18 protein-coding genes are annotated in these 21,351 nt (G+C 58.5%); 9 read left to right on the forward strand and 9 right to left on the reverse strand.

Annotation, left to right across the window (positions count from 1 at the left end; all coding sequences use genetic code 11):
* Nucleotides 1-113: 113 nt before the first annotated feature.
* From RUH64_RS00545 to RUH64_RS00555, 3 genes are all read right to left on the reverse strand, one after another.
* The gene (locus tag RUH64_RS00545; RefSeq protein WP_313810508.1) at nt 114-863 is read right to left on the reverse strand and encodes an aspartate/glutamate racemase family protein; all 750 of its coding nucleotides are present in this window, start codon (nt 861-863) and stop codon (nt 114-116) included.
* Nucleotides 864-876: 13 nt separating this feature from the next.
* A complete protein-coding gene (locus RUH64_RS00550) occupies nt 877-2,406 on the reverse strand; it encodes an NCS1 family nucleobase:cation symporter-1 (RefSeq protein ID WP_313810509.1) in 1,530 nt (509 codons plus the stop codon).
* A 178-nt stretch (nt 2,407-2,584) separates the two neighbouring features.
* Nucleotides 2,585-2,710: a hypothetical protein gene (locus RUH64_RS00555; protein ID WP_313810511.1), complete on the reverse strand. Its 126-nt coding sequence runs from the start codon at nt 2,708-2,710 to the stop codon at nt 2,585-2,587.
* 355 nt (nt 2,711-3,065) lie between these two features.
* Here RUH64_RS00555 and RUH64_RS00560 point away from each other — a divergent pair, with 355 nt between their 5' ends.
* The 4 genes from RUH64_RS00560 (at nt 3,066) to allB (ending at nt 8,449) form a co-directional block, all read left to right on the forward strand.
* Nucleotides 3,066-3,863 (forward strand): TIM barrel protein, encoded by a 798-nt coding sequence (locus RUH64_RS00560; RefSeq protein ID WP_313810512.1) that lies wholly within the window; start codon nt 3,066-3,068, stop codon nt 3,861-3,863.
* A 32-nt stretch (nt 3,864-3,895) separates the two neighbouring features.
* Nucleotides 3,896-4,795, forward strand: a complete 900-nt coding sequence (locus tag RUH64_RS00565; RefSeq protein ID WP_313810514.1) for a 2-hydroxy-3-oxopropionate reductase — start codon at nt 3,896-3,898, stop codon at nt 4,793-4,795.
* Between the two features lie 329 nt (nt 4,796-5,124).
* Complete coding sequence (gene gcl / locus RUH64_RS00570) at nt 5,125-6,918, forward strand: glyoxylate carboligase (RefSeq protein ID WP_313810516.1); 1,794 nt, start codon at nt 5,125-5,127, stop codon at nt 6,916-6,918.
* 148 nt (nt 6,919-7,066) lie between these two features.
* Nucleotides 7,067-8,449 (forward strand): allantoinase AllB, encoded by a 1,383-nt coding sequence (gene allB, locus RUH64_RS00575; RefSeq protein ID WP_313810517.1) that lies wholly within the window; start codon nt 7,067-7,069, stop codon nt 8,447-8,449.
* Nucleotides 8,450-8,510: 61 nt separating this feature from the next.
* Here the strand turns inward: allB and RUH64_RS00580 are convergent, their stop codons facing one another.
* The gene (locus tag RUH64_RS00580) at nt 8,511-9,164 is read right to left on the reverse strand and encodes a hypothetical protein (protein ID WP_313810518.1); all 654 of its coding nucleotides are present in this window, start codon (nt 9,162-9,164) and stop codon (nt 8,511-8,513) included.
* Between the two features lie 603 nt (nt 9,165-9,767).
* On the opposite strand from RUH64_RS00580, the gene RUH64_RS00585 reads away from it, so the two are divergent.
* The 4 genes from RUH64_RS00585 (at nt 9,768) to RUH64_RS00600 (ending at nt 15,275) form a co-directional block, all read left to right on the forward strand.
* On the forward strand, nt 9,768-10,412 hold the full coding sequence (locus RUH64_RS00585) for a GntR family transcriptional regulator (protein ID WP_313810519.1): 645 nt from the start codon (nt 9,768-9,770) through the stop codon (nt 10,410-10,412).
* Between the two features lie 322 nt (nt 10,413-10,734).
* Nucleotides 10,735-11,721: an ornithine cyclodeaminase family protein gene (locus RUH64_RS00590; protein WP_313810520.1), complete on the forward strand. Its 987-nt coding sequence runs from the start codon at nt 10,735-10,737 to the stop codon at nt 11,719-11,721.
* 597 nt (nt 11,722-12,318) lie between these two features.
* Complete coding sequence (locus RUH64_RS00595; protein ID WP_313810522.1) at nt 12,319-14,715, forward strand: sigma-70 family RNA polymerase sigma factor; 2,397 nt, start codon at nt 12,319-12,321, stop codon at nt 14,713-14,715.
* A gap of 14 nt (nt 14,716-14,729) precedes the next feature.
* Complete coding sequence (locus RUH64_RS00600) at nt 14,730-15,275, forward strand: ASCH domain-containing protein (RefSeq protein WP_313810523.1); 546 nt, start codon at nt 14,730-14,732, stop codon at nt 15,273-15,275.
* 74 nt (nt 15,276-15,349) lie between these two features.
* On the opposite strand, the gene RUH64_RS00605 is transcribed toward RUH64_RS00600, so the two are convergent.
* The 5 genes from RUH64_RS00605 to RUH64_RS00625 form a co-directional block, all read right to left on the reverse strand.
* Nucleotides 15,350-15,736, reverse strand: a complete 387-nt coding sequence (locus RUH64_RS00605; protein WP_396275964.1) for an SHOCT domain-containing protein — start codon at nt 15,734-15,736, stop codon at nt 15,350-15,352.
* Nucleotides 15,737-15,908: 172 nt separating this feature from the next.
* Nucleotides 15,909-16,478 (reverse strand): DJ-1/PfpI family protein, encoded by a 570-nt coding sequence (locus RUH64_RS00610; protein ID WP_313810524.1) that lies wholly within the window; start codon nt 16,476-16,478, stop codon nt 15,909-15,911.
* A gap of 130 nt (nt 16,479-16,608) precedes the next feature.
* A complete protein-coding gene (locus RUH64_RS00615; RefSeq protein ID WP_313810526.1) occupies nt 16,609-17,844 on the reverse strand; it encodes a HAMP domain-containing sensor histidine kinase in 1,236 nt (411 codons plus the stop codon).
* On the reverse strand, nt 17,841-18,542 hold the full coding sequence (locus tag RUH64_RS00620; protein WP_313810527.1) for a response regulator transcription factor: 702 nt from the start codon (nt 18,540-18,542) through the stop codon (nt 17,841-17,843). Before RUH64_RS00620 ends, RUH64_RS00615 begins: the two co-directional genes overlap by 4 nt.
* Complete coding sequence (locus RUH64_RS00625) at nt 18,542-19,168, reverse strand: hypothetical protein (RefSeq protein ID WP_313810528.1); 627 nt, start codon at nt 19,166-19,168, stop codon at nt 18,542-18,544. The genes RUH64_RS00620 and RUH64_RS00625 overlap by 1 nt, the downstream gene beginning before the upstream one ends.
* A 102-nt stretch (nt 19,169-19,270) precedes the next feature.
* On the opposite strand from RUH64_RS00625, the gene RUH64_RS00630 reads away from it, so the two are divergent.
* Nucleotides 19,271-21,169, forward strand: coding sequence for an acyltransferase family protein (locus tag RUH64_RS00630; protein WP_313810529.1), 1,899 nt, complete (start codon nt 19,271-19,273; stop codon nt 21,167-21,169).
* Nucleotides 21,170-21,351 lie beyond the last annotated feature (182 nt).

Raw genomic sequence — 21,351 nt, forward strand, 5'->3', positions numbered from 1 at the left:
TTGCTTAAATTGAAGAACCCCGCCTTGGGGAAGCGGGGTTCTTCGTGTCATCACTCGCACCTTCATGAGGTACTTACGAGTCTAGGACGCGTATCTGTGCAGAAACTGGGTTATTACTTCTGGTTGCCTGCACGGGCCGGCTGACGGGTGATCGGCCAGCCGGTGACCTGCTTGGGACGCGGGTTCGCGTAGGTGCGCACCTTGGAGGTGCTCAGGCCCAGGCGGACCAGCGACTCGGCGATGGTCACCGCGGCGCGCACGCCGTCGACGATCGGCACGCCGGTCGCCGCGGCGACCTTTTCTTCCAGCTCGGCCATACCGCCGCAGCCAAGGCAGATAACCTCTGCCTTGTCGTCCTCGACGGCCTTGCGCGACTGCTCCACGATGGCTTCAACAGCGCGCTCTGGATCCGATTCAAGCTCCAGCACGCCCAGTCCGGAGGCGCGCACCGAGGCGAGGCGGTCGGTCAGGCCGGCGAGCTTCAGGCGGTCTTCGATCAGCGGCACCGCACGGTCAAGCGTGGTGACCACGGAGTACTTGTGGCCCAGGAACTGGGCGGTGGAGGCTGCTGCCTCGGTGATGTCCACCACCGGGACGTCCAGTAGCTCCTGCAGGCCTTCGCGGCCGTGCTCGCCGTAGCCGGCCTGGATCACTGCGTCGAATGGTTCAGGGTAATTCACTACCTTGTCCATGACGGCGATGGCAGCCAGGTAGCTTTCAAAGTTGCCCTCGCAGGAATCCGCGCCGAAGTCCGGGGTCAGCTCGATGATTTCGGTGCCCGGTGAGGCTACCTGGCGGGCTGATTCGCCGATGGCGTGGGTCATCGAGGCAGTGGTGTTGACGTTGAGTACAAGAATGCGCATGGTTTCGCCCCTTCTAGTGAGTTGGCTTCACGGCGATTGGCTCGCCGTCGATGTCTGCAAGGTCGTGCTGGCGCTTGGCCAGCAGCAGGTAGGCGATGGCGCCGGAGCCGGAGCCCAGGAACCATGCGAATTCGCTGACGACGTGCAGGGCTGGAACGAAGGCCAGCATCAGTGCAATCGCTGCGCTGATGACCAGGGCGATGACAGCTCGTGGGTTGAAGCCGCGGGTGAAGTAGTAGGTGCCGTCCGGCTCGGTGCGGTACAGGTCGATTACGTTGACGCGGGCGCGGCGGATCAGCCAGTAGTCGGCCATGATGATGCCGAACAGCGGGCCGAGCAGTGCACCGAGGCCGCCGAGGAAGTAGTTGATGATCTCGGGGGAGTTGTACAGGTTCCACGGCAGGATGATCAGACCGATCACGCCGGAGATCAGCGCCGCCTTGCGGAAGTTCAGGTGCTTCGGGAAGAGGTTGGTCAACGCGAAGGTCGGGGCCACGAAGTTTGCCATCAGGTTCACCGCGATGGTGAGCACCAGCAGGGCGCCGGAGGCCAGCAGCAGCAGCGCGGTGTTCGGGATGGCCGAGACCACATCGGACGGCGAGGTGATGACCGTGCCGTTGATGGCGAACTGGGTGCCGGAGAGCACGACGACGATGGCGCCGAAGAAGAGCATGTTAATTGGGATACCAAAGAAGTTGCCCTTGACGATGGCCTTCTTGGAGCGTGCCGAGCGGGTGAAGTCGCAGAAGTTCAATACGAAGGTGCCGTAGATGGCAACCCACAGGGAGGCCGCACCGAGCATGCCGGTCCACATCTCGACGCCGGACTTGGGTTCGCCGGTGTGCATCGCGACGGTGAAGCCGGATTCGAAGAGCATCCAGACAGCAAGGGAGAGGAAGGTCAGCAGGATGATCGGGCCGGCGAAGGCCTCGTACTTACGGATCATTTCCATGCCGTAGGAGACGATGACCAGCTGGATGACCCAGAGGATCACGAAGCAGATCCAGCCCAGGATGTTCAGGCCCAGGAAGCTGGAATCCTGCAGGGAAGCGGCGCCCGGAGCCACGGCGATGACCATGACGGACAGCACCTGGGAGGCTAGGTAGGTCTGGATGCCGAACCAAGCGATGGCCACGGCGCCACGGATCAGCGCCGGGATCTGCGCCCCGTTGATGCCGAAGGCGATGCGGCTCATGACGGGGAAGGGCACGCCGGTCTTTTCACCCATGAAGCCCGAGAGGGTCAGCAGGGCGAAGAGCAGCAGGGCGCCGATGCCCAGCGCGCCGAGGATCTGGAAGCCGCTCATGCCCAGGGCAAAGAGGCCGATCGCGAAGGCGTAGTTGCCCAGCGAGTGCACATCGTTGGCCCAGAGGGTGAAGATGCTGTAGGCGTTCCAGGTGCGGCCTTCGCGGGTGGTGGGTGCCAGATCCTTGTTGTACAGCGAAGCGCTGAGCTTGAAAGGGTTTGCCGGGTCGATGCCCTGGCTTGCGAGCTGTGCGGATGAAGAATCCGAGGTGAGGGCCTGTGGCGTATCTTGCGCCATGGTGGTTGTCCTTGTCCGAAGGACCGCAGGCACGCCGGGCGCGCAGCGTCGATGCTGCTTGCCTTTTCGGGCGCGCACAGATGCGGTCAAAAATCTTGCTGAAAAAATTGCAAAGAATCTTGCAGACATGTGCCGCGCAATCGGCACATTCAATGTGCCAGGCGCAGCTTAAAAGGACTTAAGGAAATACGGGCTGGCCGAAGTTCGCGTAGAACTCGGCTGCTGGTCCAAAGTCGTGCATCAACTGTTGTTGCTTCCCTAGGTAGGGGCGCTTGCGGATTTCCGCGCGCACTGGGTGTTGCATGGCTGCTCCTGAGTCTGGCTCCGAGATATGTGCCGGGTGGTATACCACTGTATGCGGTGGCTCACATTTTCGCAATAGTAGAGTTTAATTTCACCAAGCGGTAATAATTCCTATCGTTCTGACTTGCGAAAATTGCCGGAAATTGCGCCGAAACTTTTGGCGGCGCCTCGCCGATTCTCCCGTTTCCCTCCTATATGCAGCGTAAATATCAGCTTTATTGAGCCAGCCTGAGTAGTTGGTGAAAGTGTGTCGTCGGCGTCTTGACAGTGATCTAAATCCCGTTCTAGAGTTTTCATAAAGCAAAACGAAACTTCCATAAAGTGGAAATTCAATCTAGTTCTCGAAGGGGAAGCCAGTGTCATACACTCTGAACTGCTCGATCCTGCTCACCGAACTGCCAATCCTTGAGCGTGCAGCTGCCGCCAAGGCTGCAGGATTCGACAGCGTTGAATTCTGGTGGCCCTTCGCTGAAGCCGTACCAACCGACAAGCAGGTTGACGAATTCGTAGCATCCATCAAGGACGCAGGCGTACAGCTCGACGGCCTGAACTTCTTCGCTGGCGACATGCCAGGCGGCGACCGCGGACTGGTGTCCTGGAAGGGACGCTGCGGCGAGTTCAAGGACAACATTGCTGTTGTAGCAGCCATCGGCGAGGCTACCGGCTGCAAGTCCTTCAACGCCCTGTACGGCAACCGCCTTGAGGGCTTCACCGCCGAAGAGCAGGACGAGCTGGCGCTGAAGAACCTGGTTGCAGCCACCGAAGGCGTTGCAAAGATCGGCGGCACCGTGCTGATCGAACCAGTTTCCGGCACCGAGGCCTACCCGCTGAAGAAGGCCGCCGACGCACTGAAGGTCGTTGACGCAGTCAAGGCCACCGGCAACACCAACATCGCAATGCTTGCAGACTTCTACCACATGGCAGTGAACGGCGACGACGTCGCAGCGGTCATCGAGGCACACGCCAAGGACTTCGGCCACATCCAGATCGCCGACGCTCCAGGCCGCGGCGCTCCAGGCACCGGCGACCTGCCGCTGTTCGACTGGATCAACCGCTCGGTCGAGCTGGGCTACACCGGCAAGGTTGCGCTGGAATACAAGCAGGATTCCGCCACCGCCTTCGACTGGCTGAAGACCGCTTCCGCCAACGCCTAATCCACTAAAGACTTTCGAAAAGGACAGCTAACATGTCGCAGAACGTAGCATTCATCGGCCTGGGTATTATGGGCCTGCCAATGGCAAAGAACCTGCTGAACGCAGGCTTCGCAGTCAAGGGCTTCAACCGCAGCCAGAAGGCCATCGACGACCTGGTCGCCGCCGGCGGCGAAGGCGCAACCTCGATCGCTGACGCGGTCAAGGATGCAGACATCGTCATCACCATGGTTCCGGACTCCCCAGACGTAGAGGCAGTCGTCACCGGCGCCGAGGGCGTTTTCGCCAACGCTAAGGCCGGCGCACTGTGGATCGACAACTCCTCGATCCGCCCAGACGTTGCAGTGAACCTGTCCAACCTGGCCCGCGAAGCCGGCCTGCGTCCGCTGGACGCCCCGGTTTCCGGTGGCGAAGCCGGCGCAATCGACGGCGTACTGTCCATCATGGTCGGCGGCGAGCAGGCAGACTTCGATGCAGCTTCGGCAGCACTGAACGCTGTTGGCAAGACCATCGTTCTGGTTGGCCCATCGGGCTCCGGCCAGACCGTAAAGGCTGCAAACCAGCTGATCGTTGCCGCCAACATCCAGGCCCTGTCCGAGGCAGTCGTCTTCCTCGAGGCCTACGGCGTCGACACCGATTCGGCCATCAAGGTCCTCGGCGGCGGCCTGGCAGGCTCCAAGGTTCTTGACCAGAAGGCCCAGAAGATCCTAGACCGCGAATTCGCACCGGGCTTCCGCCTGGCCCTGCACAACAAGGACATGGGCATCGTCACCTCCGCTGCCCGCGAAGCCGGCGTCGTGCTCCCACTGGGCGCACTGGTTGCCCAGCTGGTCACCTCCACCGTTGCTTCCGGCGACGGCGCACTGGACCACTCGGGCCTGTTCCGCGGCGTACAGCGCCTGTCGGGCAAGGTCGACGAGACCGTCTCCGCCTAGTTCTAGGCACAAAACTTCCTGCGGCGAAGGCTTCCCAGGTAACTTCAACCCCTCGGATCTCGGTGGTGTGCCGACCCTGAACGATGTTGCTGACTCGGTGTTTTGATGACACGGCAAAACACGAGAAATCATCATTGGCACGCAATGAGCTTTGTTCCAGTTCATTGCCGAGTTCCGGTGCTCAAGGGGGCGAAGTCATGGTGACTCATGCACCTGGCGCCTCGCCGCAGGGTACCTCTCCCTCTCCCTGTATTGATCTCGTGCCTCCCAGCGGTTCCCGCTCAGAACCGCTGCGCGAAGGCACTCATAGTTTTTAGGACGTGAACCCCATGGCAAAGATGCGCGCTGTAGACGCCATTGTGCTGATTTTGGAAAAGGAAGGCGCAACCGAGGCTTTCGGCCTGCCAGGTGCCGCCATCAACCCGCTGTACTCGGCGATGAAGCAGCACGGCGGCATCCGCCACACCCTGCACCGCCACGTTGAAGGTGCATCGCACGCAGCCGATGGCTACTCGCGTGCCACCGGCAAGATCGGCCTGTGCCTTGGCACCTCCGGTCCTGCAGGCACCGACATGATCACCGGCCTGTACGCTGCTGCAGCCGACTCGATCCCATTCCTGGCCATCACCGGCCAGGCGCCGACCAACGTGCTGCACAAGGAAGACTTCCAGGCCGTGGACATCGAGTCCATCGCCAAGCCGGTCACCAAGTTCGCCTCCACCATCCTGGAGCCGGGCCTGGTACCAGGCACCTTCGCCAAGGCCTTCCAGGTCATGCGTTCCTCGCGTCCGGGCCCGGTACTGCTGGACCTGCCGATCAACGTTCAGCTTGCTGAGATCGACTTCGACATCGACGCATACGAGCCGCTGCCAGTGGAGAAGCCGAAGGCTACCCGCGGCCAGGCAGAGAAGATCGTCGACCTGCTGCTCTCGGGTGAGAAGCCGCTGATCATCGCCGGCGGCGGCGTGATCAACGCCAACGCTTCGGAGAAGCTCGTTGAGCTGGCCGAAGAGCTGAACATCCCGGTTTCCCCAACCCTGATGGGCTGGGGCGCGATCGCCGATGACCACCGCCTGCAGGCTGGCATGGTCGGCATCCAGACCCACACCAAGTACGGCAACGCCACCTTCCTGGAATCCGACGTGGTTCTGGGTCTGGGCAACCGCTGGGCCAACCGCCACACCGGCGCCCTGGACGTCTACCGTGCGGGCCGCAAGTTCATCCACGTTGACATCGAGCCAACCCAGATCGGCCGCGTGTTCACCCCGGATCTGGGCATCACCTCCGATGCGGGCGCTGCCATCGAGGCCATCTTGGACGTTGTGCGCGAGCGCAAGGCTGCAGGCCAGCTGCCTGACTACAGCGCATGGGCTGACTCGGCAACCGCCCGCAAGGGTACCGAGCACCGCAAGACCAACTTCGACAACATCCCGGTCAAGCCACAGCGCGTGTACCAGGAAATGAACGCAGCGTTCGACCGCGACACCACCTACGTGTCCACCATCGGCCTGTCGCAGATCGCTGGCGCGCAGATGCTGCACGTCTTCGGTCCACGCCGCTGGATCAACGCAGGACAGGCAGGCCCGCTGGGCTGGACCGGTCCGGCTGCCCTGGGCGTCGTTCGCGGCAAGCCAGGCCAGAAGGTCGTCGCCCTCTCCGGCGACTACGACTTCCAGTTCATGATCGAAGAGCTCGCAGTGGGCGCTCAGTTCAAGCTGCCTTACGTGCACGTAGTGGTGAACAACTCCTACCTGGGCCTGATCCGTCAGTCGCAGCGTCCATTCGAGATGGACTACCACGTACAGCTGGGCTTCGACAACATCAACTCCCCAGAGACCAACGGCTACGGCGTGGACCACGTCAAGGTCGCCGAAGGCCTGGGCTGCAAGGCTGTTCGCGTTGAAGATCCTGCCAAGCTGGCCGACGGCTTCGCCGAGGCACAGCGCCTGGCCGAAGAGTTCCAGGTGCCAGTAGTTGTTGAAGTGATCCTGGAAAAGGTCACCAACATCGCCATGGGCGCAGCACTGGATGCTGTCAACGAGTTCGAAGACTTGGCATTGACCGCCGAAGATGCACCAACCGCGTTGGTGCCGCTCGGCGCAGATGCCACCGTGAGTGCCTAAAGGTTAGTCGTCACTAGCTAGACACGCACAAATGTTTTGGCGCGGGGCACCGGTTCACCAATAAGGGTGTGCCCCGCGCCACAACCATCTAGAATTACAAAGGCTGCGTAGTGCAGCCGCCAAAGATTTTAACGAGTAGGAACGCCTCATGAGCATCAACGAAGCCGTTGAACGCGAAGCAAATTCCGCCGCAAAGGCCCAGTTTGACCTGGTTCTGCGCGGCGAACGCATTCTGACCACCGCGGGTATCACCGCACGCGAAATCGGTGTCCGGGACGGCAAGATCGTCGCCATCGAGCCACTGGGCAACAACCTTGAGGGCAAGCGCGTGATCGAGGTAGGCGCCGACGAGGTCCTGCTGCCGGGTCTGGTAGACACCCACGTGCACGTGAACGAGCCTGGCCGCACCGAGTGGGAGGGCTTCGAGTCCGCCACCAAGGCAGCAGCAGCAGGCGGCGTGACCACCATCGTTGACATGCCGCTGAACACCATCCCGCCGACCGTGACCCTTGAGAACCTTGAGATCAAGAAGGCCGCCGCGGCTCCGAAGGCCTTCGTCAACGTCGGCTTCTGGGGCGGTGCGATCCCTGGCAACAAGGGCAACCTGCGCGAACTGCACGACGCCGGCGTCTTCGGCTTCAAGTGCTTCCTGCTGCACTCCGGTGTGGACGAGTTCCCAGCCCTGACCGTCGACGAGATGGAAGAGGACATGGCTGAGCTCAAGTCCTTCGACTCGCTGATGATCGTGCACGCCGAGGACTCCAGCTCCATCGACCACGCTCCAGAGGCAGAGGGCGACCAGTACGACCGCTTCCTGAAGTCCCGCCCACGCGGTGCCGAGAACGTTGCGATCGCCCAGGTCATCGAGCGTGCCCGCTGGACCGGCGTGCGTGCCCACGTGCTGCACCTGTCCAGCTCGGATGCGCTGGCAATGATCAAGACCGCCAAGGCCGACGGCGTGAAGATCACCGTTGAGACCTGCCCTCACTACCTGACCCTGCTCGCTGAGGAAATCCCCAACGGCGCCACCGCCTACAAGTGCTGCCCACCGATCCGCGAGGCTTCGAACCGCGAACTGCTGTGGAAGGGCCTTGAAGAGGGCATCATCGACTGCATCGTCTCGGACCACTCGCCGTCGACCATCGACCTGAAGGACGTGGAGAATGGCGACTTCGGCGTAGCCTGGGGCGGCGTAGCCTCCCTGCAGCTGGGTCTGTCGCTGATCTGGACCGAAGCTCAGAAGCGCGGCATTGCCCTGGAGCAGGTCATCCAGTGGATGTCCGGCAAGCCAGCCGAGCTTGCAGGCCTGAAGAACAAGGGCGCCATCGCCCTGGGCAACGACGCTGACTTCGCGCTGTTCGCTCCTGAGGATGCCTACGTTGTAGACGTCAAGAAGCTGCACCACAAGAACCCAATCTCGCCGTACCACGGCAAGACCCTGGCTGGTGTGGTCCGCAAGTCGATCCTGGCTGGCGAAGACATCGACTTCCAGACTCCTAAGGGTAAGCTGATTCGCCGCGGCGAAGCCTAAACCCTGAAGAAGCAGCACCGCTCGAACCATTTGGTTCGGGCGGTGCTGTCGTTAATGCTGATTATGCCTTGCCGGTGTTCCACTGGCGTGTCAGCGGACCGGTCAGGGTGCCGGTGCCCCTATTCGGATCGACCACGAGGAAGGGGATGACTGCGCCCTGTGGGTAGTCTCCGCTCACCGGAACCACAGCCTTGCCGCTGATCTTCACCGAGTGCAGCTCGGGAGCGTGGCCGGGAACCATGAGCCACCTGATGGATCCCATCGTCGGCTCGATGCTGCTGTAGCTGGTGATGCCGGTGAAGGTCATCTTGTTTTTGCTGACCTCGATTTTCTGCCAAGAACCATTCTGGACCTTGTTCCAGTCGATGCCGTACGTAGGCCTGGTGAAGTCGACATGCTTGTTGCTGCCCGTGTATTCGATGGTGATGGTGAATACCGTGCCAGCCGGAACAAGTTTTGGATTCTTTGGATCCAGCGGAGAAATTCTCACGCCGTTGGCTTCAACGTAGGCATTGGAACCACCGGAGGCCACATTGAAGGCGGTGATGTTGAGAATCGACTCGCCCTTCTCGTTGGTGGGCTCTGTGGTGCTGGCCGCGGCCAGCGGCACCGCAGTTGCAGCAGCGATGACAGGAAGAGCCCAAGCTGCCGCTGTGACGACCTTGCGACGTGATGGTTGTACGGGTGCAGAAGTCAGTTGATAGTTTTCTGGCACGGTAAATAGACCCCCAAGTATTGAAACAAACAGTTACAAGTTCGCCGGCTTACCCCTTAGCGGCCGGCAACGAATGATTACATTACCCGTTGGTAATTTAAGTTCTCGCGTGCCGGGAATGGCCGAATGCGAGACAAAGGGGGTGGGCGATATGAAGGGGATTTAGCGAAAGGGGATGCGAAGCGAGCCAATCCGAAAGACTGGCGGGTAATTAATCGAAATAACGAAAATATCAAAGACGAATCGTTGGTGCACCAACGTGTCAAACGCTTAACATGGAGGCAAACTGCTGGTGGTCGGAAGGTTCCTGAAATGTTCCCGCCCAGCACCGCATTGAATCACTAGATGCAAATCTGGTGTGTGCGGAAGATGCGACCGGGGATCGACTGCGGCGCAAGCCCCAATTTAGGCCGTGGCAGAAAATATAGCGTTGCTAGTAGATGCGCCAGTGTGGAGTCGAAGTCGCTAGATTGTTGAATATGCCTTTGGGTTATCCGCGGTCTGGGTCGGCCAAGAGTAAGGGATCTCACTCGGAATTTTGTGTATTGGCGCCAAAAACATGTTGAATTAGATGAGTACAAGTAAATGCGGAGGGACAGACTGTTGGCTGATTCGGAATTCAAACCAGAGTCGTTGCGGGTAACCGAGCGAATCCGCGATGAAATCATCGACGGAGTGCGCGCTCCGGGTAGTCGTCTCGTTGAGCGAGAGCTCGCGGAAGAACTGGGTGTTAGCCGCCTGCCAATTCGTGACGCGCTGCATATATTGGCCAATGAAGGCTTGATTACACCTCGTCCTCGGACCTGGGCGGTGGTGCGTGAGTTCTCCGCATCAGATATCGCAGACCTTCAAGAAGTTCGCGAAGCCATGGAGGTCATGACCTTTAAGTTGGCTGCTCAGCGGCACACTCGCAGCAACCTGGAAGAGCTACGCGCGGTGCTTGAGACCGAAATTGAGGCGTCGAAGCGTCAGGACTTCGTCACCGCACGCCGAGCTGGTGCTAAGTTCCATGAAGTCGTGGTGAATCTGGCGGGCAATGAATTGCTCATCGAGATGCAGGCTACTTTGTCTTCGCGCATGCGCTGGCTGCTTTCTCAGCATGACGACCTTGAAATTATGGCTGAGGAGCACGTTCAGATTCTTGAGGCATTGGCCAGTCGCAATCTCGAGCTGGTTGAACGGCTGGTGCTCCAGCATATTACGACCAGTAAGGGTGTCATCGATGAGAAGCGTTCAAGTATGCAGTAATTGATTCAGTAGAGAATCTACGACCCCTTAACGCGTGTTTATGCGTTGAGGGGTCGTTGTCGTCTTCTGGAAATAATTCTCATTAATTGGTATACAGCAGTCGTGTGATTGAGAAGGTTTTATTGCTAGTTTTGGGCACCACGAGTGCCGCCTTTAACCTAGGCAGCATCGTTAATCCGTTGCGCGCTCGCCACAAGACCGAGTTTTCGAGGAAAAGCAGAGGAATTCGAAAGTGTGACCTAGGTCGCGAAATATCTTTATTTGGAATACCAAATTTGCTACGCTTGTTCAAAGACCTCTTACTCGTGAAAGATTTTGCCCCATGACCTTGATCCTCAATGCTTCAACGCTGCACAACGTTCTCGACATGCCTTCAACGGTTGAAGTTGTTGACCAAATATTTACCAATATTGGCAACGGCAGTGCTTCCCAGCCGGATCCAACTGCAATGAGCGTTCCTTCCGCTGATTCGACTTTTGTTTTGATGTCCGCCGTTGGCGGGGAAGAAGGCGTTGCTTCGGTCAAGCTGTTGGCTGATATTCCTTCGAACAATGAGCGTGGCCTTCCATCGCAACGCTCGGTCATCATGCTGGCTGACCACGTTACCGGTGGCCCCCTGGCCATTTTGGACGGTCGCGTCCCGACTCGTATGCGTACTGCGGCGGCCACCGCAGTTGCAACCAAATATCTTGCACGCAAAGACTCTCGAATTCTCGGGCTCGTCGGAGCTGGCGGATTGGCTGCCGCACATGTAGAAGCAATCAAATGCGTAATGCAGATCGACAAGATCGTTGTGTGGTCCCGAACCAGCGCTCGGATTGAGCAGTTCACCGAAGCTGTTGCAGAGTTCGGAATTCCAGTCGAACCAGTTGACGCAATTGAAGATGTCTTCGCAGTCAGTGACGTTGTCTGCACTCTGACCCCATCGGTTGAGCCGAACATTAAGGGTGAATGGTTCCGTCCGGGACAGCACATCAATGCCATTGGCTCGCGCCCCCGCCCGAATGAACGCGAGATTGATTCTGCAGGTATGGCGCGAGCCAAAGTTATCGTTGATCATCTTGGCACCGCAAAGGCTAAGTCAGGCGAATACCTCATGGCCGTTTCCGAAGGTGCAATCACAGAAAAGGACATTGCCGGAGAGCTCAGCGCGGTAGCTGCCGGCCGAATTCCGGGACGTGAAAGTGACGAAGAAATTACCCTCTTCAATTCGGTGGGCATCGGTGCACTCGATCTGGCCATCGGGCGTCTTGCATATGATCGTGCCATTGCCCAGGGCTTGGGACTTGACTTCAACCTTTCAAACTAAGGGCGTCTAATCGACACAACTTATAGAAAACCTCACCAAGATTCTTGATGTATTTAGGAATCTTGGTGAGGTTTTTGGTTCTGCTGTGCCCGCTTGATTGGTGACCTGCTGAAAACGGCAGAATTGGCTGAGCTACCTAGGCGCGAAACCCTGTTCTGATGGCGTAGTGAAAAAACTAAGAAAGTTTCTTTGAACTCGCGTCACGAAATGGAGACTTGAGTATCTTAATGAATAGCGGACTCGGAAAGGGATGTACCACTCGCAGGGTTTCCCGCAGGCCGAGATGTCGCCGAGATGCTACAGCAGCCGAGCAGCTTGCATGAAGATCCATGGGGGATGCAAGACGCTTGGCTGCTGAAGCATCTAAATTCAATGACTTTGCGCTGAATTTCAGTAAATTCTAGAAGACACTAATCTCCGCGCAGAAAATATCGGCAATTCGAATTATTCGACTCGTTCCAACTAGAATCCAATTGAAATGATCATTTATGGATGGTTATTTCTGGCCTGTTCGGGGCTGCTTTTGGGGGAGAGTGAATCTTTTGCTTTCATCGCAACCACGACCGCTCAGTAGAAGTTGAAGTTTTGGGGAAATAGATGACTATCGATTCAGAAGCACAGTTTGTCGAAATAGACGATGCTGATCTGATTCAGGGTGTACGCGCCGGAAACCGTGATTCTGAAGCCCAACTTTTTCGTCGTCACAAGAACGTCGCATTATCTGTCGCCTACCGGCACACTGACACGCCTTCCGAAGCTGACGACATCGTCTCTGAGTCATTCCTAAGGGTATTCAGTGCCATTCGCTCAGGGTCGGGGCCAGCTGAATACTTCCGGGCCTATCTACTGACAGCAGTTTCTCGTGAGGCGTTCTCGAGAAACAAGGCAGCGTCCCGGGTGACGGTCGCCGAAAACATTGTGGAATTCAATTCCGGTGATCCCAACGCGGATGAAAACGTCAAGCGTGCCGAGTCAGCGTTTGTCATTCGCGCGTTTCAGTCCTTGCCAGAACGATGGCGGGCAGTATTGTGGCACACCGAGATTGAAGATCTTCGCCCGCGCGAAATTGCACCAATTCTGGGGCTGACGCCTAACGCGGTCTCCGCGCTTGCGGTGCGAGCTCGTGAGGGTCTGCGAGAGGCTTATCTCGCCGCGCATCTTAATGAGCAACAGAAGATTGCAGCTATTTGTTTCAAGGTCAGGCAACTTTTCCCGACAATGCTGCGTTCGAGCGCTACCAAGCGAGACAAGCAACTTGTCAATGAACACCTGCGAACCTGCGAACAGTGTGTTGCAGTATTCGCCGAACTTGAAGAGGTCGGAACGAAGCTCCGTGCCTTCGTTCTTCCATGGGTGGTCGGCGGTATTACAGTTTTGGGTGTTCCTGCCGCCGGTGGCGTCGGGGCAGTAGGAACGGCATCGGCAGTTTCTGCCGGGACTCCTACCCTCGAACCCGCCGCAAGTACGCTCACCTCGGCAGGTGCCGTGGGCGGGGCAGGCATGAGGATTGCCAGGGGTGCGATCCTGTCAATGTCTGCGGGTCTAGTTATTACGGCTATTGCTGTCGTTGCTTCTGCCGTAGGTATTTTTTCGAAGCCTACTATTGACGAACCTGCAGCCGAACACCGGAATGTGGAATCAACAGAGTTGGGGTCGCAGCAGAACAAATCCGCAGAAACTAATGACGTTGTCCTGACGGAAATGATCGTCGATTCAACTGTTTCTCCAACATCGAATTTCGAAGATGATAACGACATGGAAGGCGTCAGTTTTCCCGGCACAGCGCAAACGGCGGCTGCCGCCCTCCTTCCAGTTCTGCCGGATGACGCAACAATAGTTCCGAGCGCATCCTTTTCGGAATTGCTAGAACCGCTGCCAAACGGGCGTACTAGTCATTCGGACGAAACCCAGTTCTCGGTCAGCGAGCCTCCTGATATCTCCAGCAATCCAGATGTGGAACCAACTCATGACAAGAGTCTTGAACCATCAGTACCCGTTACTGAGCCGACTGATGAACTCGGAATTTCGCCGAGTGTGCAGCCTTCGGAACCGATAATTGAACATACCGTCGATCCAAGTACACCCGTGACTATGGAGCCAACAGAACCGGCGGTTCAACCAACAATTGAGCCGAGTATTGTTCCAACAGAGGGACCGACAAGCCCAATGATCGACCCAAGTGGTGATACCACAGATCGGCCCACCGTGGAACCAACTAAACCGGTGCTAGAGCCGACGGTGGACCCTTCATCGGAACCGACTGACGAACATACGGATCAGCCAACTGTAGAGCCAACAATCGGGCCGAGTATCGAGCCTACGGATCAGCCGACATTGGAGCCAACCGCGCCAACCGAGTCGACTGAGCCGATCGTGAAGCCAACGGAAGAACCGGCTATTGAGCCGACTGTCGAGCCGACTGGTGCTCCTACGGATCAGCCGACTTTGGAGCCAATCGAGCCGACTGAGCCGATCGTGAAGCCAACGGTAGAACCGGCTATTGAGCCGACTGTCGAGCCGACTGGTGCTCCTACGGATCAGCCGACTTTGGAGCCAATCGAGCCGACTGAGCCGATCGTGAAGCCAACGGTAGAACCGTCTATTGATCCGACTGAGCCGGCTGTGGAACCTACGGATCAGCCGACTTCGGATCCGACCGAGCCGTTTGACATTGTGGAAATGCGAGATCTTTGGATCAAGATAGAACGGGTATACGGGCAAAAATTCCCTACCTATTCATTCACGCTGACTCCGAAAGAAGGAATCGAGGACTTCAGCGTTGAAATTGGCTTCGACAAGATTGCTTGGGGCCAGGTAGATGTTCTCGGACAATGCGAGTCGAAGCACAGCGGCCGCAACGTCATGAGGCTGACCTGTAAGTCAGAATCCGTGATTAGAGTCGGTCTGCCACCAAGTATCGATGAACAACCCGTGTGGCTAATGCATCCTAGGCAGCCAAAGACCCGGGTGGAATTCACGGTAGAGCGCTTCTAGTTAGAATTTGGCCTATGAGTTCATTGCCTGAAGTTAATCGGGAAGCCGCGACAAGGATGTGGCGAGAATATGTCGATTCACTCTTGTTGGGAGCCGCAGGGGTGGAACCTCCCTTTGTTGTTGAGTGCTTCGGAGACAGCACAGAACTTGCTGATGAATTGCTCGGCGAAGTGATGCACGGGGTGAAGCGGGGAACTTCGTCGCTGGCGAATGAATATGCCCACTACAACGAGGAAGAGCCCAAGGTTGGCAATCACTGGGTAATCTGCGATGGCAGGGGAGAGCCGCAGGTAATCGTCAAAGTCGTTTCAGTCGAGCGCTCTAGTTTCTTCGACGTTGATGCGCAATTCGCAGCGGCGGAGGGCGAAGGTGATTTGTCCTTGAGCTATTGGCGGCGAGAGCATGAGACATTCTGGAGGCGCACACAAGCTGCCATGGGCCGAAACTGGACGCCGGAGATCACAACCGAACCTGGCGAAGAGTTGCTACTTGAACGATTCGAAGTCTGTTGGCCGCCTCGTTTTGCGGACAAAACTTCGGGCTCTAAACAGCCGAAATGAAGAACTTCGATTTAAAATAGTTCGGTCCACCGCCAAATGGCGGTGGACCGAACTATTTGAAGCTAGTGCAGTGACTAGGCCAGTGCCTTAGCCTTCAGAGCTGCGTACTCCTCAGCGGTGATGGTACCCGCGTCGAGCAGCTTCTTTGCATCGGCGATTGCCTGAGCTGGGGAAGTCTCTGCAACGGAGCGGATGTAGTTCTCGGTTTCGCCCTGTGCCTGGCGAACCTGTGCAACCTGACGTTCTGCCATGCCCTTACCGCGAGCGATCAGGTACACCAGCAGGGTGATGAATGGTACGAAGATCAGCAGCACCATCCACAGTGCCTTGAGCCAGCCGTTCAGCTTGTGGTCGCGGAAGAGGTCACCGATGACGGAGAACAGCGCAATGAGGTAAGAAAAGAATGCGAAGATCAGCAGGGTGTACCAGAAAAGGCTCCAGATATCGCCAAGAATATTCAACTGAGAATCCTCTCAATAGTGTGTGAGTCATGTAGATGTTCAGACAAAGGAATAAATTAAATTCCTGATCGTTCGAATCATACCGACCGGAACGCATATAGCTGAAATGCCTCACCCCTTATGGGTGATCTAATATGTCGCTTTTTGCTTCGAATGAGAGTGAGTTCACGTTTTAGTGCCGGCTATCTGAAAGCTTGGAGAGTGTTGCATCGATGGTTTCGATGAAAAAGGACAAATCTTCCTGACCGCGTGATGTGATTAGCCGCCATTCAAGGGTGTTGCACGTGATGACGGGTTCATCAACCCAGTTTCCTCCAGCATTTTCGAGATCTGGGCGAATTGACTGGCTGGAAGTCAAGGATTTTCCATTAAGTAATTTAGAACTCGCCAAGAGCCACGGTGCATGGCCAATAGCCGCAACAGTTTTGTGGGTGGCGGCAAATACGTGGGCGATACGCTGTGCACAAAGGTTGGTTCGCAGTAAATCCGAATTCACCGTGCCGTCCGGAACCAGCAATAGATCGTAGCTGTGCTCCGAGACTTCGTCTAAAGTTTGATCGGCTACCCAATTTTCGCCCGATCTGCCATCCACCAGCGTATGTACGCTACCGAGCTTCGGCGCGGCAATGCTTACCAGCGCACCGGAATTGCAAAGATGTTCGACCGGGAGTTTGAGGTCATCTTGTTCCACCCCGAGGTTCGAGACGATTGCCAGTACCCGTGAAGCTGCGAGATCCGTCATGAGCATTGATCCTTCAAATAGAACGTGATTCCAGATTCATCAACACTCCTTGCGTGTTCAAGGACCTTGAGGAAACCTCAAGAATTAGGGCATCGCTGAGTTTGACTCCCTGATGGAACGGCAAGCGGCGCTATAAGGAACGCCGAAGGTGCAACACGACGCTGGCTCCTGGCTTATTCGACAGGCGCATCTTTGCTCCCATCACCGCAGCCTGGCCGCTGGCAATAGTTAACCCAAGTCCGATGCCACCTCCCTTGGAAACGAAGCGCTCAGGTCCGGTGGCGAGGATGCTATTGGGGAAGCCAGTGCCGTGGTCGAGTATTTCGATGCTGCCCGGTCCGGTCTGCACAACTACCGGTCCGGTACCGTGGGCGTGCGCATTGTTCAATACGTTCTCAAGAATTCTTTCAAGGCGGCGTGCGTCCACCCAGACCATCTGCTCTGGAGCGTTGAGCTGAACCTCAACGTCGTGCAAGGCGGACGCATTGCGGGCACCGATTCGTTCCAAGATCTGGGAAACGCAGGCGTCCAGCGGCAGCTCAACGAGTTCCGCCGAATCGATTCCAGACTCAAGACGCGAAACTTCAAGGAGGTCTTCGACCAATGTGCGCAGCTTGTCCACTCTGTCCTGCACTAGTTCGGCTGGACGCGAGGGTTCCAGCAGGCTTGCGGCGGTGACGAGCCCGGTCAGAGGAGTGCGCAGTTCATGGGCCAGGTCGGCCGAGAAGCGCTGTTCGGCGGCGATCTTGGACTTCAACTCGGCGGCCATCGCGTCGACCGCGGCGGCGAACTGGTCTACCTCGTCCTTGCCCGCAAACGGCTTGCCGATGGCCTGCCCTACAGCGATCTCGCGTTGGCCCGAAGAGATGGAACGGGCAGCCATGGCTCCCAGCCACAACCGCTTCACCAAGCGCGTGGCAAAAAGAATTCCCACGGTGGAAACGAGGATCAGCGTCGCAATGCCGGCCCAGAGCAGCGCGGTGTCGACGCTCGAACGCACTTGCAGGGAATTGGCCCAGGAGACTGAGAGGGAAAGCACCGCGGGCTGTGAACCCAATTCGACAGGTGCTGCGGCGAAGACGACGGGAACATTTTCGAGCGTTCCCCGATAGGTCACCACTTGTCCCTGTTGCGCCGCGTCCATGGCGTCTGCAGGAAGGTTGGGGTCGTTGACCTTGGCGCCCAGAACGCTGATGCCGGTCTCGTCGAGGATCTTCACCGCCTGCTGCAGCGAGGCGGTGGCTTCATCGCGCAGCCGGTGTTCTTCGGAAATATTGATCATTTGCCTGACTAGGAGAGCTGATACCACCAGCGTGAGCAGCACCGCCATCACCGTCATGAGGGTGATTTTCCAGCGCAGGCTCATGCGATGCTCCCCAGCAGCCGGTAGCCGAAACCGCGAACCGTCTCGACCCGTTCCGCGCCGATCTTGCGGCGCAGTCGCTGCACGTGGACGTCGATGATGCGGTGGTCTGAGTCCCAGCTGTAGCCCCATACCTCGGTGAGGATTTCACCGCGGGAGACCACGACGCCGGGGTCGCGGCTGAGCATGAGCAGGATGCGCATCTCGGTGGGAGTCAGATGGATCTGCTGCCCCTGAAGGCTGATCATCAAGCGGTGCGGGTCGATTTCCAGGCCTTGCACCGCGGATGCTTCCGGCGCCGCCTGGGGCTGCCCTGCCGGACGGCTGCGGCGCAGCACCGCTCGGATGCGGGCGTCGAGCACCTGAAGGTCGAATGGCTTGGCAAGGTAGTCGTCGGCGCCCGCATCCAGTCCGGTGACCATGTCGATGCCGTCCGATCTGGCAGAGAGCATGATGACTGGAACGTCGCTGAAGCTGCGCAGCTCGCGGCAGATCTGGGTACCGTTCATGGTGGGCAGCATGACGTCCAGCAGCACCGCGTCCACCGGATCCTCGGCCTGCATGGTGCGCAGCAGCGTCAGTCCTTCCAGCCCGTCATCGACGCTGTCGACCTGGTAGCCGAGGCGCTCCAGGCCGATGGTGGTGGCCTCACGGATGACCTCGTCATCTTCAACCATGAACAATCGGATTCCGGCGGCCATCACTGGTTGTCCCCTTCGCTGGGAGTCGGTGCATAGGAACTTGAGAATCGCTCGCCCTGGGTGAACTTCCCGTCGTGGTACCTGAAGAGCCGCACCGACCAGCCCGATGGACAGCACAGCGGATCTTCGGTGCGATAGATTGCTTCCTGCGCGACCAAGCTGCCTTCCTTGCCGACGCTGAGATATACGTCGGTTCCACCTACCGCCAGTGCCACCGCGGGCTTGCCGTCATGATCGGCAATGACGAAGGAGGCGAAGCTGTAGCCGTCGCCCATGGTGTTGAGCGTATAAATCTGAAAGCGCTGCCCGTCCACCTCATAGCTGGGGGAGGCGGTAACGCATTTGGCGCAGGTGGTGAGGTACTCGCGGATCTCTTCAGGTTTGCTTCCCTGCTCCGCAAGCTGCGAAAGGTCGGTCTTGAGCAGCAGCTGGCGGACCTGGGCAGGGCCGAAGGGCTTCTCCCACCCTTCGGCTTCCTGATCGCTAGCGGTGCTGGGAACCGAGCGCAGCGGCAGCTGTTCCGTGGCGTCGGTTTCAACGCGCAGCGCTTCCGAGGTGGAACACGAGGTCAGCGAGAGTCCAAACAGAAGGCTAAGGAAAATGCCGATGACGCTGCGCAGTGCCACAGAGTTCCTTTCACTGGGGGTATAGCCCAATTATGCCCGGGTGGCACCTCGCCCGATGCGCGAATGGAAGGTTTTGAACCTATCGTTTGTGTAACAAAAGTGATGGATGTTCGTCACGGATCCGACGGAGAACCGTTGCGGGCGCTTGGAAATATAGATGCGGTGACCTCCCAAACCCAGTTGCCTTCGAAGCACAGCGCCCATCGCCGCAATCCAGCCTTGGACGGGCTGCGCGGTCTCGCCGTCCTCGCGGTGATTGCCTACCACCTGTGGCCGGCGCAGCTGCCCGGAGGGTTTTTGGGCGTCGATCTGTTTTTCGTACTCAGCGGGTACTTGATCACCTCCGGCCTGCTGCGCAATCATGGCAGGGCGGCGCTGCGATCGATGGGCGGATTTTGGGTGCGTCGCGTCAGGCGGCTGGTGCCAGCGATGCTGCTGATGCTCTTGGGGGCAACAGCACTCGCGCTGGCGGCGGCGCCGAATCTTCCGGCGAACCTGCGGGCACAGTGGGTGGGCGCGCTGAGCTACACGAGCAATTGGATGCAGATCGCCAATGGCAACAGCTATTTCAGCGCCGCCCAACCGCCGTACTTCCAGCACCTGTGGTCATTGGCGGTGGAGGAGCAGTTCTATGTGCTCTGGCCGCTGCTGCTGATCGGCATCACGCTGCTTGTTGGGACCGGGCGGCGGTTGATTGGCGGCATCCTGGTGCTCGGGTTCGCTTCGAGCGCCACCATGGCGGCGCTCTATGACCCGCTGCAGGACACCAGTGCCCTGTACTTCGGCACCTGGACCCACGGCTTCGGGCTGTTCTTCGGCTCCGCCGCCGCGGCCTACGCCGCATACCGGGGAGGCGGCACGGTTCGGTGGGGCAGGTCGCGGGGGACGCGCCAGCTGATTCCGCTGCTGTTGATCGGGTGTATGATCGCCGGGTTCTTCCTGCTGCCGGACACTTCTGCGGCCGCCTATCGAGGCGGCATGGCGTTGTTCGCGGCGGCCGGCGCGCTGTTGATCCTGGCGCTGCAGGCACCGGGCTCGGCAGTCTACCGGCTGCTCAGCATTGACTATCTGCGCTGGGTGGGCCACCGCAGCTACGGCCTGTACCTGTGGCACTGGCCATTGCTGGTGTTGTGCAAACTGGTATTCCCTGCGACCGCTCCCAGCGCGGCGGTGCTCTGCGCCATCCCGCTGGCATTCCTTGCCGCCGCAGCCTCCTGGTATTTCGTGGAAGAGCCCATCCTTAGCCATGGGTTCAGGGCAACCCTGCGCTCCTGGGGCGCCGGGGCGCTGCAGGTAGTCCGCTCCTTGTTCTTCGGCACCCAGCGCCGCTACTCGGCCGCCGTGGGAATGAGCCTGACCATGATGGTTCCGGTAGGCATCGCGATGGTGCTTGCCAACTCGCCCATGCAGAGCCAGCTCGAAGCACAGCTGGTTCAGGCTCAACAGGTCCTTGATCAGCAGCAGACCTCCGCGCCGGAGGTCGCACCGGAGCCTGTGGCCGAAGAAAAGCATCACACTCGGAGCAAGGGCTTCAGCGGCAAGGATGTCACCGCGCTGGGGGACTCGGTCATGCTCGCCTCCTCGCCGCAGCTGCTCAAGCAACTGCCTGGGGTGTATATCGACGCCCACGTCGGTGCGCAGGTATGGGACGCTGCACCCAAATTGCGGGCCATGAAACGGGCTGGGACGCTGCGCAAGGTCGTCGTCATGGGGTTGGGGACCAATGGCGACTTTCAAAATGGAACCCTGGTTGAGATTCGCAGGGCCATCGGACCGGACCGCGAGCTGCTGTTGATCACCGCCTACGCGCCGCGCACCTGGGTGGACTCGGTCAACGACAAGTATCACGCGGCGGCGCAGCAGCAGAAGCACACGCACATTATCGATTGGGCCGAACAGGCCGGATCGGTAGAGGATCTCGCCTCGGACCGCATCCATCCTGGCCCACAGGGCGCCGCCGAATATGGTGCCCTGGTGCGGCGCGCGGTGAAGAACCTATAAATGAAACACATCAACGCCGACGGCGGAAGATTAGTTAGGAAAGATTTCTCAAGGCTGGACTAATATATTTTTCATTCCATATACTGCGCTGTGGGGATGTGAAGATTTTCCTCCGCAAGTCCCGGGCATGGTTGTATTTCAGTTGCCGCAGCCGTTCAACGATACTCCGACTCTTATATCGG

Source organism: Glutamicibacter sp. (genome assembly GCF_032154645.1).
Taxonomy (GTDB): Bacteria; Actinomycetota; Actinomycetes; order Actinomycetales; family Micrococcaceae; genus Glutamicibacter.